Below are 15373 nucleotides of genomic sequence, written 5' to 3' on the forward strand. Positions count from 1 at the left end.
GGTTGTTATTTTAAAATATGTAAAACGCTCATCTCGAAAGTATTCGGTCTAAAAATCAAAAACAACTATATAAATACTTGAAACAAAAATTCAAAGATCATATCAAAAATCGATTACCTTTTCTACAAAAAAGTAAGTTACTTATTGCCTGTAGTGGGGGATTAGATAGTATAGTATTAGCTTATCTATGTCATGTAAATAATTTTGAAATTGGAATTGCTCACTGCAATTTTGGTTTAAGAGGAATGGAGAGCGATGGAGATGAAAATTTTGTGTCTACAATAGCTGAGAAATTCCAGGTACCTTTTTTTGTGACCAACTTTGAAACAGGAAAATATGCACAAGACAATAAGTTATCTATTCAAATGGCTGCCAGAGAGCTACGGTATCAGTGGTTTGAAACCTTGTTAAGCGCTCATAAATACGATTATGTACTAACTGCACATCATAAAGATGATAATCTAGAGACTTTCTTAATAAATCTATCTCGAGGTACGGGAATTGATGGACTTACGGGTATTCCTGAAATTAATAGAAATTATGTAAGACCACTTTTACCATTTTCTAGAAATCAAATCATGGAATTTGCTACCAAAAATGAAATAGAATGGAGAGAAGACAGTAGTAATAGTGATACCAAATATCTGAGGAATAAATTAAGACATAATGTAATCCCAGAACTTATTTCTATTAATCCAAGTTTTTTAAACAATTTTGAAAACACATTAGATTATCTAAAGCATGCGCAGGATTTTATAAGGAGTCAAATGTATCGTATTCGAAAAGAAGTTTTTGAATATGGAGAATTGGATACAATTAAGATTGCCATACATAAACTTCAGAAATATGATAACCCTAAAAAGTACTTGTACTTTTTGTTAAAGGAATATGGTTTTACTGCTTGGGATGATATAATCCGAATGTTAAATGCGCAATCGGGGAAACAAATTTTTTCTTCAACCCATCGTTTGGTGAAAAATAGAGAATATTTGTTGCTTTGTCCAATTATTGAAGATGTTCCGGATCGAGTATATCATATTCCTGAAGAAGAAAATAGGATTATGATTCCATCTGGAATGATTCATTTAAAAGAAGTTTCAGAGCTTTGCGATACGGATTTGAAGACTATTTTTGTAGATAAAGAAAAGTTAAAGTATCCCTTAATTGTAAGAAAATGGAAAGAAGGCGACTATTTTTACCCTTTAGGCATGAAAGGTAAAAAGAAGTTGAGTAAGTATTTTAAGGATGAAAAATTATCTTTACTAGCCAAAGAAAGAGTCTGGTTATTATGTTCTGGAGAAGAAATTGTATGGGTGATTAATTATAGAGCGGATAACAGATTTAAAATAAACCCCGAAACGAAACAATTACTAAAAGTAACAATTACCTAAATGAGGAATATTTTACTACTATTTACAGCATTATTATTTTCAACAACTTTATTTTCCCAAATATTTGAACCTATAAAATGGAATAGTAATGTTATTAAAGAATCCGAGGATATTTATGTATTACAGTTCGAAGCCAAACTAGATAAAGGTTGGCATATATATTCGCAGAAGGAAGTAGAAACGGATGATATCGCTCCAACGGCTACAGAGTTTACCTTTTATAATGAAGACAAAAAGTATGAACTAATAGGAGAAACTACTGAGCCAGAAGGTATTCAGAAATATGATAAGGTATTTGAAATGGATATCAAATACTTTGAAGATAAGGTGTTGTTTACGCAAAAAATAAAACGCTTAGACCCTTCTCTAGAATCAGTAAAAGCTGAGGTGTTCTTTGGGATTTGTGATGACGAAAGATGTTTGGCACCGGACGTAGTGGAGTTTGATTTAGCTTTGTCTAATGAAGGTAATGCAAATTCAAATACGTCTGATATTTCTAAAATTTTTGAACCTATCAAGTGGAAAAGCAATGTAGAACAAGAATCCGAGGATATTTATGTCTTAAAGTTCGAAGCTAAATTAGATAAAGGTTGGCATATTTATTCACAGAGGGTAGTAGAAACAGATGGTATACCTCCAACGGCTACCGAGTTTACCTTTTATAATGAAGACAAAAAATATGAGCTAATAGGAGAGACTACTGAGCCAGAAGGTATCCAGAAATATGATAAGGTATTTGAAATGGAGATCAAATACTTTGAAGATAAGGTGTTGTTTACGCAAAAAATAAAACGCTTAGACCCTTCTCTAGAATCAGTAAAAGCCGAGGTGTTCTTTGGGATTTGTGATGATGAAAGATGTTTGGCACCTGACGTAGTGGAGTTTGATTTAAATATCTCTGGAAAAATTTCAGGTGCGGAAACAGCATTTGGAAGTGATACTAAATCAACCCATAAAAATGAAAATGATAAACCTATTGAAGAGGAAAAGGAACAAAAAGGATTGTGGGCAACTTTTATTTTAGCTTTTTTATCTGGTTTTGCAGCACTTCTTACTCCTTGTGTATTTCCAATGATTCCAATGACAGTAAGCTTCTTTACCAAACAAAGTAAAACCCGAGCTTCGGGGATTAGAAACGCTATTTTCTATGGATTGTTTATAATCGTAATATATGTTGGATTAGGATCTGTAGTAACTGCAATTTTTGGAGCAGATGCGTTAAATGCATTATCTACCAATATTTGGTTTAATCTAATTTTCTTTGTGTTATTGATTGTTTTTGGATTGTCATTTTTAGGAGCTTTCGAGATCATGTTACCAAATTCATGGGCAAATAAAGTTGATCAGCAAGCCGATAAAGGAGGTTTTTTAGGTATATTTTTTATGGCCTTAGCTTTGGCAATTGTTTCGTTTAGCTGTACAGGGCCAATTGTTGGAACCTTATTAGTACAAGCAGCGTCACAAGGAGGAATGGCTCCTGTAATCGGAATGTTAGGATTCTCTTTAGCAATTGCATTACCTTTTGCACTTTTTGCAATGTTTCCTGGTTGGTTAAATTCACTTCCTAAGAGTGGAGGTTGGTTAAATACGGTAAAAGTATTTCTTGGGTTCTTGGAAATAGCATTTGCTTTCAAATTTTTATCCAATGCGGATTTGGTGCTACAACTAGGATGGTTACAAAGAGAGGTGTTCTTAGCAATTTGGATTGCAGTTTTTGGAACATTATCATTATATCTATTAGGTAAAATTAAACTTCCTCATGATTCTCCATCAGAACATATATCGGTAGGTAGATTATCAATAGCATTATTAACCTTGGCATTTACCATTTATTTAATTCCAGGGCTGTGGGGAGCACCATTAAAAATTGTTAGTGGTTTTCCACCACCACAGACTTATAGTGAATCACCAAGAGGTTTTGGAGGTACTTCTAGTGCAGGCGCCTCAACTTCCGAATTACCCGAAGGAGCAAAATATGGAGAACACGATATTATTTCATTTACGGATTATGAAACAGGCTTGGCATATGCTAAGAAAGTGAATAAACCTGTATTAATCGATTTCACTGGATATGCTTGTGTGAATTGCAGGAAAATGGAAGAATATGTTTGGTCGGAACCATCAGTTTTGAAAACCCTAAAAAATGATATTGTATTAATTTCCTTGTATGTAGATTATAAGAAAGAACTTTCAAAATCAGAGCAGTATGTTTCTGAAACTACTGGTAAAAAAATCAAAACTGTTGGTAATAAATGGAGCGACTTTCAGATTACAAAGTATAAAGCAAATGCACAGCCTTATTATGTTTTGATTGATCATGAAGAATCTAATCTTAATAAGCCTGTAGGCTACACCCCAGATGAAAATGAATACCTAAAATGGTTACAGGAGGGAATTGCAAATTTTTCAAAAAAATAGATTCCTTATAGTATTATAAATAATTATTATAAGAATATTGTAAGGATACTGTTAGTTACCGACTTTATTGTAGAACGAAGAGTAACTAACAGTCTATGGAAAATATTAACTTATCTCAGTGTTTCCCCTTTATAGAAAAAGAGCTCGAAGAGCAAATAATGTCTTTCGGGCATTTTAAAAGTATTCCCAAAGGAGAGTATGTAGTACGACAAGGAAGTTATCTCAATTTTTTGCCAATCATCCTAGATGGTTTGATAAAGATGTATGCAGAAGAAGATGAAGTGGAATTTCTGTTGTACTACATACATCCTAATCACTGTTGTATCTTAAGTTTTAATCACTTGTTTAGTCAGGAGGCGGTTCGTTTTTCTGCAAAAACAGAAGAAGATACTACCGTTCTTTGTATTCCAATAAATAAGGTGAAAGAATGGTTTGTGCAATACCCATCTTTTACACAAATTATTTTAAAAGATTTCCAGCGTAATTATGAGGATTTGCTGCATACCACAAAACAAGTTGTATGTTATAAAATCGAAGAACGCTTGATAAATTATTTAAACGAAAAGGCAAAGTTTCAGAATTGCAATATGATCCTAATGTCTCATAAAGAAATTGCTGCCGATTTAGGAACATCAAGAGAAGTGGTTTCTAGAATAACTAAGAAACTACAAGCTCAAAATATATTGGTACAACATAAACGACATATAGAATTGACAAAAGGTATTTATTGTCAAAACTAAAAATCGTTCTTTAAAACACCAACACCAAAACATCGCAAATAGCGATGTTTTGGTGTTGGTGTTTTTATTTGTTAAATAATTGATTTACAGACTATTAAATAACATTTATTTAACGTTTAACAGTGACTTTTATCACCGTTATCCACTTTGATGTGATTATATATTTGCTTCAGATTGATGAACAAAAAAATATATATCATGAAAAGAAATTTTATCTATTTAATTATTGGATTATTTACTTTCATCTCTTGTAGTGAAGATGATGATATTGTAATTCCACCAGACGGAGAAACTGATGACGAGAACATTCAGGTTGTTTTTAATGAGATTCGTTATCAAGGAACAGACTTGATAGAAATCTTTAATCAAGGAAATCAAGAAGCGGATTTAAGTGACTATTGGTTATGTCTTGGTCCTGGAACCTATGAACAAATTGGTGCTCTTACACCAGAAAGTGGTACCATAAATATTCCTGCAGGAGGGTATTTAGTATTATCTTACGAGCTTCCAGATAATTCAGGTGGTTTAGGATTATACTCGTCTAATGCGTTTACAGATGCTGATGCACTAATAGATTTTGTGCAGTATGGAGCTGGTGGAACGGCTAGAGAAAATGTTGCTGTTGCTGCTGGTATTTGGACAGCGGGTGATTTTATACCCACTGTTTCCAATCCAGATAACAGTATTGTATTTGATGGAGAAGGAAACGGATCTTCTAACTGGGCAGAAACATCTACAATAACCTTTGGCGCAGAAAATATCCTTACAATTCCTGATAATAGTGTACGTTCTATAGTAATAAATGAAGTAAATTATGCAGAAGATAAATTGATTGAATTATGGAATAATGGAACCGTCGCTGTTGATATTTCTTCCTACTGGTTATGTCTTGGACCTGGACAGTATCTTCAAATGCAAAATGCCTCCATTACTAGTGGAGATACAAATTTAGATCCAGGAGAATTCGTGGTGGTAAATTGGGATGAGTTAACCAATAGCGAAGGATTAGGTTTATATGCTAATAGTTCTTTTACCAGTGCAGATGCTATTATGGATTTCGTTCAATGGGGAGCTGCGGGAAGTGCTAGAGAAAATGTAGCCGTTTCTGCAGGTATTTGGACCGCAGGAGATTTTGTACCAGAAGTACGATTACCAAGTTATAGTATTGCATATGATGGAGAAGGAGATGCTGCAAGTGACTGGGAAGAAAGAGTAAATCCAACATTTGGATTAGGAAATGCAACTGTGATTGAAACAACAACATTTTCTGTAACCATTACAAATACTATTAATTATTTGAATGTACATACATTTACAACTCCAGTAGGAGCATCCACTCCAGGACCTCTAACCACTAATGGAGCACAATATCAAGTTTCATTCCAAGCAGTTTCAGGAACTAAGTTTACACCAGTGACTATGATGGGTAATAGTAATGATTGGTTTTTAGCACCAACAGATCTTAATGGGATAGACTTGTTTCCTAATGGTCAGGCATTAAATGGTGTAGATATAGCAAGTCAACTATCATTATATGATTTAGGTACTGAAGCAGATAATGATCCAGCCACTTTTCCTCCAGCGGGAGCTAATGTAGGGCCAGCGGATGCAAATCCTCTAGTTAGATTAGTTGATGGTAGAGATACAGGAGATATTTATATGACTGCTATTTTGGATTATACCAATGGAGATGGTAATTCTGCAGGTACATTTACATTAACGATTACAGCTATCAATACTCCCAATTCTTCTATTGATCCAAGTTCGGATAATGGTTTTGTAATCACACCAGGAATAGTAGTATTACATGCACAACCAGAACCGTTATTTACAATTGGTGAAGAAGATAGAGGTGTTGGACTGGAAGGTATTGCAGAAGATGGTATGCCAGGTGTGTTATATAATTGGTTTACAGAAACTGGATCTCAAGGGACACCTTTACGACTTTCCTCATCACTAACACCTTTCTCTCCAGCTTTCATCTATGCATTTAATACAAATAGAGATCCCTGGTTTGTCCAAGGAGAAGCTACAAGTGTAGATAATGGTTTAGAAGAAATAGCTGAAGATGGAGATAGATCAATAGCATACAATTATATGAAGGACTTTGGAATTCCAGTAGCATTAAGTAATGAATCTGGACCGATCATGCCTGGAGGATCTCAAACTTTTACAATAGAAGTTCCAAGAGGTCAGGATTATAAATTCGGTTTTGGAACCATGTTTGTAAAATCAAACGATTGGGTAGTAAGTTATAACAATGCTGGTTTACCTTTATTCTTAGAAGATGGCGTAACACCATATTCTGGAACAGATTTGAGTACCAAAACGTATCTATACGATGCTGGAACAGAAGTAGATCAACCAGTAGGTTTTGGAACGGATCAAGTAATGAATCAATCAGGACCTAATACAGGAAACGATGATGCTAATAATATTGTAAGAAGAGTATCAGATTTAGAAGATGTACAATTCGGAAAAGGAGTTATTAGTAGTCCACCAGGAGTAACTTGGACAGGTGATCCAAGAGGAGGATATAATATCATAGAGATTAATATCCAACCACAGTAGAATAACTAAGAACACTGTATTTGGGGATAAAGTAAGTTCTTAGTAGATGAGCCTTCAGTAATAACTGGAGGCTCATTAGTTTATATATTAACATTGATTGTTAAAATCTCCTTAAATAGAGGTTTGCCAGCATTCCAATTTTTTATCTTCCAGCTTCAACTAAACTCAAGCATATGCGATCAACTAGAATACCATTATTATTTATTTTAAGTTTTTTATTTTTTATTACTTCTTGTACCGAACAAAATGATTCTAAGAAGGCTGAAAAAACCACGGAACAGACCGTAACTAACGAAGAAGAGGAATATCAGGTTAAAGATCATTATACCAAAAAGGAAGTAGATATCGTAATGAGAGATGGGACTAAACTTCATACGACTATTTATTCTCCTAAGGATACTAGTAAGAAGTATCCAATTCTTATGCAAAGAACTCCTTATAGCTCTAGACCTTATGGAGAAAATGAATTTAGATCTAAGATTAGTCCTAATGAGTTTTTGATGAAAGAGGGCAATATTATCGTTTATCAAGATGTAAGAGGTAGATGGATGAGTGAAGGTGTTTATGATAACATGAGAGCTTATATTCCAAATAAGAAGGATAAGGAATTTGATGAAGCTAGTGATACCTATGATACTATTGATTGGCTAGTGAAAAATGTTGAAAATAATAATGGAAAAGTAGGTATATGGGGAATTTCATATCCTGGTTTTTATGCTACATATTCATTATTAGATTCGCATCCAGCGCTAAAAGCAGTATCTCCACAAGCTTGTATAGGAGATTTCTTCTTTGATGATTTTCATCATAACGGTGCTTATTTGTTAAGTTATTGGAGAGCAACTGCAGTGTTTGGTTACGAAAAAACAGAGCCAGTAAAAGAAAGTTGGTATACATTCCCAGAACTGAATAGCAAAGATCAATATCAGTTCTTCTTAGATGCAGGCCCACTGAGTACATTAGATCAATACTATAAAGAAGACAATGTTTTTTGGACGCAATTAAAAGAACATCCGAATTACGATGAGTTTTGGCAAAAAAGAGGCATTATTCAGCATCTTAAGGATATAAAACCGGCAGTTATGGTAGTTGGTGGATTATTTGATGCAGAAGACTTATACGGTCCGTTTGAAACGTATGAGAAAATCGAGAAAAATAGTAGCAATTATAACATTATGGTTTTTGGGCCGTGGAGTCATGGAGATTGGGCGCGAAATAAAAAGAGACAAGCAATAGGAAATGTATATTTCGGCGATGATATATCGTTAAACTTTCAACAAAATATAGAGACAAAATTCTTTAATCATTTTCTTAAAGGAGCTGGTGATGAAAATAGTGGTTTAACTGAGATTCAGATTTTTGATACCGGTAAAAAAGAATGGAATACCTATGATAGTTGGCCACCAAAAAATATAGAAAAGAAAGTTTTATATCTAAATAATAATGGATTAACCGAAAATAAAGGTAATGGAGCACAAGAGTTTATCAGTGATCCTAAAAAGCCTGTACCGTATACAGAAGATATCAAAATGGTTTTTACACCTAGAAAATATATGACAGATGATCAGAGATTTGCAGCAAGAAGACCTGATGTATTAGTTTATGAAACACCTGTACTTACAGACGATATGACATTGTCAGGAGAGATTTTAGCTAAATTAAAAGTAGCAACTACGGGAACTGCCGCGGATTGGGTAGTGAAAATTATAGATGTATATCCTCCAGATGCAGAAGACACAGAAGAGACTCAAAAGTATCTTAAAATGTCTAATTATCATATGATGGTAAGAAGTGAAGTGCTAAGAGGAAGATTTAGAAATAGCTTTAGTAAACCAGAAGCTTTTACTCCTAACAAAAAAACAGATGTTTCTATAAAACTTCAGGATATACATCACACGTTTTTAAAGGGTCATAAAATTCAGATTCAGGTACAGAGTACTTGGTTTCCGTTCATTGACTTAAATCCTCAAACGTATGTTCCTAATATATTTAAAGCGAAATCATCAGATTTTAAAAAACAAACTCATACCGTATATGATGATTCTTCCATAGAATTTTCTATTTTGAAGTAAATTAGTAACCATCCAAATATCCCCCAGGAAAATGAACAGAACAAAATTCACTTTGTTATCTTGTTCCTTCTTATTAATAACTTTTAGTTGTAAAGACGAAGGTAATAAGGTTGTATCCGAAATCTCTAATGAGCAAAAGATAGAAATACATTCTCAAAAACTAAATGATTGGTTTGAGGCACAATTTCAGGAAGAAGTAGCAGAATCTCCAATGATGCAAACGTATTTAGGATTGAAAACGGACGATTATGGAAAGTGGGATGATGTTTCTTCTAAGAAATTGGTACACGATCTTGAAAAAGCAAAAAGAAGACTTAGATACCTTAATGATTCGGTAGATGTTACAGCTTTAAATAAATCTACGAGTTTGAGTTATCGTTTGATGAAACAAGATCTAAAAAATGCTATAGATGATTTTCAATATAGGTTTTATGATTATCCAGTGAATCAAATGCATGGCATGCAAGCAGAAATCCCTGCATTTCTGATCAATATGCATCAAATAGAGAGTAAGAGTGATGCAGAAGCTTATATTTCCCGACTTAAGGGAATGGATGAGTTATTTGCACAACAAATAGAGAATATCAAGATCAGAGAGAAGAATGGTATTGTTCCACCAAAGTTTGTTTTTGCAAAAGTGTTAAACGACTGTCGTAATTTAATTACCGGAATGCCTTTCGATGAATCTAATAAAGAGAGCACCTTACTCTCAGATTTTAAAGGTAAAGTAGGTAAAATAGAAATAGCAGAAGAAGATAAGACGGTTTTAATAGCTGAAGCAGAAAAAGCATTAAAAGAAGATGTAAAATCTGCTTATGATAAATTAATTGCGCTTTTAGAAGATCAACAGCAAAGGGCTACGGTAGATGATGGAGCTTGGAAATTTCCAAAAGGGAGTGCGTTTTACAATAATGCATTAAAGCGGACTACCACCACTAATATGACTGCCGATGAAATTCATCAATTAGGATTAGATGAGGTTGCTAGAATACATAAGGAAATGAAGGATATCATGACACAGGTTAAGTATGAAGGTTCCTTACAAGATTTTTTTAAGTATATGAAGGAGGATGAGAAATTCTACTATCCTAACGATAAAGAAGGTAAGGCTAAATACTTGGAAAGAGCAGTTGGATTAATAGATAATATGAAATCTAGATTAGATGAACTCTTTATCACAAAACCTAAAGCTGATATCGTTGTAAAAGCTGTGGAACCTTTTAGAGAAAAAAGTGCCGGAAAAGCCTTTTATCAGAGAGGTACTCCAGATGGTTCCAGACCTGGGACATATTATGCAAATCTGTATGATATGGAAGCTATGCCGATATATCAAATGGAAGCACTAGCATATCATGAAGGTATTCCAGGACATCATATGCAGATTTCAATAGCGCAAGAGTTACAGGATATTCCGAAGTTTAGAAAATTTGGCGGATATACTGCTTACATAGAAGGTTGGGGACTTTATAATGAGTTCTTGCCAAAAGAGATAGGACTGTATAATGATCCATATTCAGATTTCGGTAGATTAGCTATGGAGCTGTGGAGAGCTTGTAGATTAGTTGTAGATACAGGAATACATGCTAAGAAATGGACAAGAGAAGAAGGTATAAAATATTATACCGATAATACTCCGAATGCAGAGAGTGACGCCGTTAAAATGGTAGAACGACATATTGTAATGCCTGGTCAGGCTACAGCATACAAGATAGGAATGAATAAGATTCTGGAATTAAGAGAGAATGCAAGAACAGCATTGGGGAATGATAATTTCGATATTAGAGAGTTTCATGATGTCTTACTCACAAATGGTGCTGTACCACTTACCATTTTGGAAGAGCTGGTTAATGAGTGGATAACCTCTAAAAAGAATACCAATACACTTCAAGAAAACTCGTAATAAATCTAAAATAGCATAGATTTTTGAAAACAGCCTTTCTGATCAGGAAAGGCTGTTTTTTTTATATAATCGTTTCCTTTTTACGGTAAAACTATAAAAATATGTAAGAATAAGACTACATTATTTTGTTGTTTGACTTTTTTTTGTGTATTTTGTTGAAAATAAGTAGCATTTCATCTGATTTAAGCCCCAAAGTAAATAGTATGAATAAAGCAACCTTTACCGTATTAGTTTTCTGTTTCACAAGTTTTTTTTGCTTTTCGCAAAAAGAACTTACTGGAATTGATCTTTCCAAAATTAAGACATTAAAAGATTCTTTGTCTTTCAATGATAAAGTAAATAAGCTTCAGCAATTTGTTAATGAAGATCGTCTTGATATAGCAGAACCTTTAGCCAATCAATTGATTGATATTGCAAATGATATCGAATATACCAGAGGATTAGGTTTAGTATATAGATTAAAAGGAGTACTAAATAATGAATTAAATAGATATCTGGAATCTAATGAAAGCTTTGAAAAAGCAACATTCAATTTTCAAAAAATTGAAGATAAGAATGGGTTAGCCATGGTAAGTAATGATAGGTATATCATAGAACGTAATAAAGGTAATATTGAAGAGGCTGCTAATCATCTGTTAGATGCTAAATTACAGAGAGAACAACTAAAGGATAGTATTGGACTTACTGCAGTATATAATAACCTAGCAATTATTTATAAAGAGTTAAATGATATCCCGAATGCTGAGAAGTTTTATCTTAAATCCATGAAGATGGCTAGAAGACTTAAACTTAAAGGTGTTGGTTTAACGATTAATAACTTAGCTCTACTTCATACCGAAGGCGGGAAATTAGAAGAAGCTAAGGTACTATTAAAAGAGGCACTACAGATTAATAAAGCAGAAAATGATCTAAGACATACTGCACAGTCTTATAGTATTATGGCAAAGGTAGCCATGTATGGTAAAGAATATGAAAAAGCCAAAAAATTCTATGATACGACGCAATGCGTTGGAACACAAGCTAATTTTAAGCTTATTGTTCATAATGCAAAACAACAGTTAGGAATCATAGCTTTAGAACAAAACGAGTTCAAAAAAGCGGAAGAATATTTAAAAGTAGCAAGAGAAGACCTTATAAAATCTAATGTTACTTCTCTAATTCTTAAGAATTACAAATATTCTTTTAAACTAGATTCTACAAGAGGAAATCTGCTAGGAGCCATTGCTTGGCAAAAGAAATATCAGGAACTTTCTGATAAGCGTATGAATGATCTAACGACCAAAAAAGTAGAGAATACAAAGTCTAGATATGAAGCACAGTTAGAACAGCTTAGATTACAGGACGAAAAGGAAAAAAGAGAGCAACAAACCAAAGAACAATTATTCAAGTATAGATTAATGACATTTATTAGTCTAGCGGTGATAGCAGTAATTCTAGTGTTTATGATCTTGATAATTAAAACCAGAAAAGAAAGGAAAAGGTATATCAAAGAACTTAATGAGTCTAATCAGGTTAAAAACAAACTGTTTTCGATTATATCACACGATTTGAAAAATGAAATACACGGCTTGGAAAGTAGTTTAAATTTAATGAAGGAAGATGTAATTTCTACGGAAGAATTTAAAGAAATTGTACCATTATTAGCTAATAGAACACACCAAACATCTATTTTGTTGAATAATCTGTTGAATTGGTCGAAATCGCAAATGAAAGAATTGAATCCTAAACCAACAACTTTTGATATTACAGAAGTTATCAGTAATAAGTTCACATTTTTTAGACCTAAAGCAGAGAAAAAAGATATTCAGTTGATTAATCAGTTGGGATCAGCCAAAATTTTTGCGGATAAAGACATGTTTGGTATTGTAGCGCAAAACTTAATTGCTAATGCCATTAAATTTTGTAATTCTGGAGATTCTATTGCATTGACAGCGAGAGAAAAAGAGGACTTTTATGAGATTTGTTTTGAAGATACGGGAGTAGGTATTGATCCAGAAAATTTAAATAAGCTATTTGCAGAAGATACTTTTACAACTAATGGAACGGAGAATGAAACAGGAACTGGTCTTGGACTCCGAATCTGTAAAGAACTAATAGAACTTAATAGAGGCAGAATAGAGGTAGAAAGTATACCGGGAAAAGGAAGTACTTTTTGTGTGCAATTACCTAAAGCTGCCTAATACTTATATTCTTGATATAAGGTAAAGATCTATCTTGTTATCTCAATTACCAAAGGGGCTAATATCTGTCTTTTTTAGACATATACAAATAGTATATTGAATATCTATTATAAACATATTACCCATTTAATAGCTTTTTTGAGCTGTGTTTTTGTGCTTCGTGGACAGGATGATATCAATAATCATTTGTGGTATCAAGGTCATATAGAGGGAACAGAAGAACTTCATAAAGCTCAACAATTTCTTAATCATTTAGTAGCTGTTAAGCAAATAGATAGTGCACTTTTTCTTTCAAAACAAGTGATATCCGCAGCACATAAGTACAAAGATTCAGTGGTTTTAAGTGATGCTTTTATCGATCAAGGAGAAGCATATAGCCAACAAAATGAATATTATTATGCGGGGCAAAGTTATAAAGAGGCGATAAAAATTCTAAAGAAATTAAAAGATAAAGGACGTTTAGCGAAAGCCTATAAAAATCTTTATTTTTTAGAGTATTATAGTGATAATTTAACTGTTGCAGCGGAACACTTACTAGAATCTCAGACATATTACACAGAAGTAAACGATAAGAATGGTATCGCTACCGTGAATAATTATTTAGGCGATTTATATGCCAAACTAGAAGACTTTGAATTGGCAGAGCAATATTACAATAAGGCTATTGCTCAAATGGAAAAGATAAAAGATAAAAAGGGAATTGGTCTCTTTATGAATAATTTATCGTTTCTATATATCAATAATAAAATGCCAGAAAAGGCAAAAAATATAGTCGATGTAGCCTTAGATATTAACAAGAATGATAGTTTACCAGTGTACACAATCTATTCCTACTATATTCTTGCGAAAATAGCACTTCATGAAAAAGAATATACTACTTCAGAGAAGTACTACGATACCGTTTTAAGCATAGGCTCTAGAACTAAGCATTTCGCATTAACGATACCTTTAATAATTTCGAAACAACAAATGGCAAAAATAGCGCTAGAAACAAAACGTTATCAAGAAGCAGAAGTGCTATTAAATAATGCCAGAGAAGAGTTTTTGTCCATAAAAGATATAGATCCAACGGAGCATTTATTGGCCAATTATAAAATAGCTGCCAAATTAGACTCCGTTCAAGGTAATATCTATAAAGTCCTTGCTTGGCAAAAAAAGTCTCAAGAACTTTCTGAAAAAAAGAGAATTAAAATTTCTGCAGAGAAAATACAAAGAGCAGAGAAAAGGCATAAAGCAGAAATCGAACATTTAAAAATGATCGATGAAAATGAAAGAAAAGAAAGAGATAATGAAGCAAAGTTATTTAAGTACAAGACGTTTGCATTAGGATTGATTTCAGTTTTAATTGCTGTTTTGGCTTTCCTGATAATAATTTTTAAAACAAGAAGAGATCGCAAGAAATTAATCTCTCAATTAAACCATTCTAACGAAACAAAAAATAAGTTGTTTTCTATCATCTCTCATGATTTAAAAAATGAAATTCTAGGTTTAGATGGAAGTCTAAATCTTTTAAAAGATAATGCGATTTCCAACCAGGAGTTTAACGAGATCATTCCAATTTTGGCTAATAGAACGCATCAAACGTCTATTCTTTTAAATAATCTTTTGAATTGGTCGAAATCGCAAATGAAAGAACTTAATGCAAAACCAGTTAGTTTTGATATTAATGAGGTGATAGAAGATAAGTTTACTTTTTTTACTCCCAAAGCAGAGAAAAAGGATATCAAATTGATCAATAAATTAAATCCTACAAGAATTTATGCAGATAAAGATATGTTTGGTATTGTTGCGCAGAATTTGATTGCAAATGCTATTAAGTTCTGTAACCCTGGTGATTCAATAGCATTAGTTTCTATAGAGAAAGAGGATCATTACGAGATTTGTTTCGAAGACACTGGTGTAGGTATTGACCCATCTAATCTTCATAAATTATTTGCCGAAGATACATTTACTACCAAAGGAACTGGTAATGAAAGTGGAACAGGCCTAGGACTCAGAATCTGTAAAGAGCTTATAGAACTTAATAGAGGTAAGATACAAGTGGAAAGTGTTTTAGGAAAGGGAAGTGTTTTTTGTATCACACTACCCAAAGCGGCCTAAT

At 33.1% G+C, this 15373-nt stretch carries 8 protein-coding genes; all 8 read left to right on the forward strand.

Annotated elements, in window-relative coordinates; genetic code table 11:
• Positions 1–77 precede the first annotated feature (77 nt).
• On the forward strand, positions 78–1391 hold the full coding sequence (tilS, locus tag Q1A73_RS14880) for a tRNA lysidine(34) synthetase TilS (protein WP_299607031.1): 1314 nt from the start codon (positions 78–80) through the stop codon (positions 1389–1391).
• A complete protein-coding gene (locus Q1A73_RS14885; protein WP_299607033.1) occupies positions 1392–3809 on the forward strand; it encodes a thioredoxin family protein in 2418 nt (805 codons plus the stop codon).
• 95 nt (positions 3810–3904) lie between these two features.
• On the forward strand, positions 3905–4549 hold the full coding sequence (locus tag Q1A73_RS14890; RefSeq protein WP_299607034.1) for a Crp/Fnr family transcriptional regulator: 645 nt from the start codon (positions 3905–3907) through the stop codon (positions 4547–4549).
• A 198-nt stretch (positions 4550–4747) separates the two neighbouring features.
• Entirely contained in the window at positions 4748–7120 is a 2373-nt protein-coding gene (locus tag Q1A73_RS14895; RefSeq protein ID WP_299607035.1) for a spondin domain-containing protein, read from the forward strand.
• Positions 7121–7293: 173 nt separating this feature from the next.
• Positions 7294–9192 (forward strand): CocE/NonD family hydrolase, encoded by a 1899-nt coding sequence (locus Q1A73_RS14900; protein ID WP_299607036.1) that lies wholly within the window; start codon positions 7294–7296, stop codon positions 9190–9192.
• A gap of 31 nt (positions 9193–9223) precedes the next feature.
• On the forward strand, positions 9224–11092 hold the full coding sequence (locus tag Q1A73_RS14905; RefSeq protein ID WP_299607037.1) for a DUF885 family protein: 1869 nt from the start codon (positions 9224–9226) through the stop codon (positions 11090–11092).
• A 203-nt stretch (positions 11093–11295) separates the two neighbouring features.
• Entirely contained in the window at positions 11296–13272 is a 1977-nt protein-coding gene (locus Q1A73_RS14910; RefSeq protein WP_299607038.1) for an ATP-binding protein, read from the forward strand.
• Positions 13273–13368: 96 nt separating this feature from the next.
• Positions 13369–15372, forward strand: a complete 2004-nt coding sequence (locus Q1A73_RS14915) for a tetratricopeptide repeat-containing sensor histidine kinase (RefSeq protein WP_299607039.1) — start codon at positions 13369–13371, stop codon at positions 15370–15372.
• Position 15373: the final 1 nt, after the last annotated feature.

Source organism: uncultured Aquimarina sp. (assembly GCF_947492115.1).
GTDB lineage: Bacteria > Bacteroidota > Bacteroidia > Flavobacteriales > Flavobacteriaceae > Aquimarina.

What these genes read in the sequence shown, in the direction of transcription:
- Q1A73_RS14895 (WP_299607035.1), top strand. Translation starts at nt 4,748, where the DNA reads ATGAAAAGAAATTTTATCTATTTAATTATTGGATTATTTACTTTCATC.
- Q1A73_RS14885 (WP_299607033.1), top strand. Translation starts at nt 1,392, where the DNA reads ATGAGGAATATTTTACTACTATTTACAGCATTATTATTTTCAACAACT.
- Q1A73_RS14910 (WP_299607038.1), top strand. Translation starts at nt 11,296, where the DNA reads ATGAATAAAGCAACCTTTACCGTATTAGTTTTCTGTTTCACAAGTTTT.
- Q1A73_RS14900 (WP_299607036.1), top strand. Translation starts at nt 7,294, where the DNA reads ATGCGATCAACTAGAATACCATTATTATTTATTTTAAGTTTTTTATTT.
- Q1A73_RS14890 (WP_299607034.1), top strand. Translation starts at nt 3,905, where the DNA reads ATGGAAAATATTAACTTATCTCAGTGTTTCCCCTTTATAGAAAAAGAG.
- Q1A73_RS14905 (WP_299607037.1), top strand. Translation starts at nt 9,224, where the DNA reads ATGAACAGAACAAAATTCACTTTGTTATCTTGTTCCTTCTTATTAATA.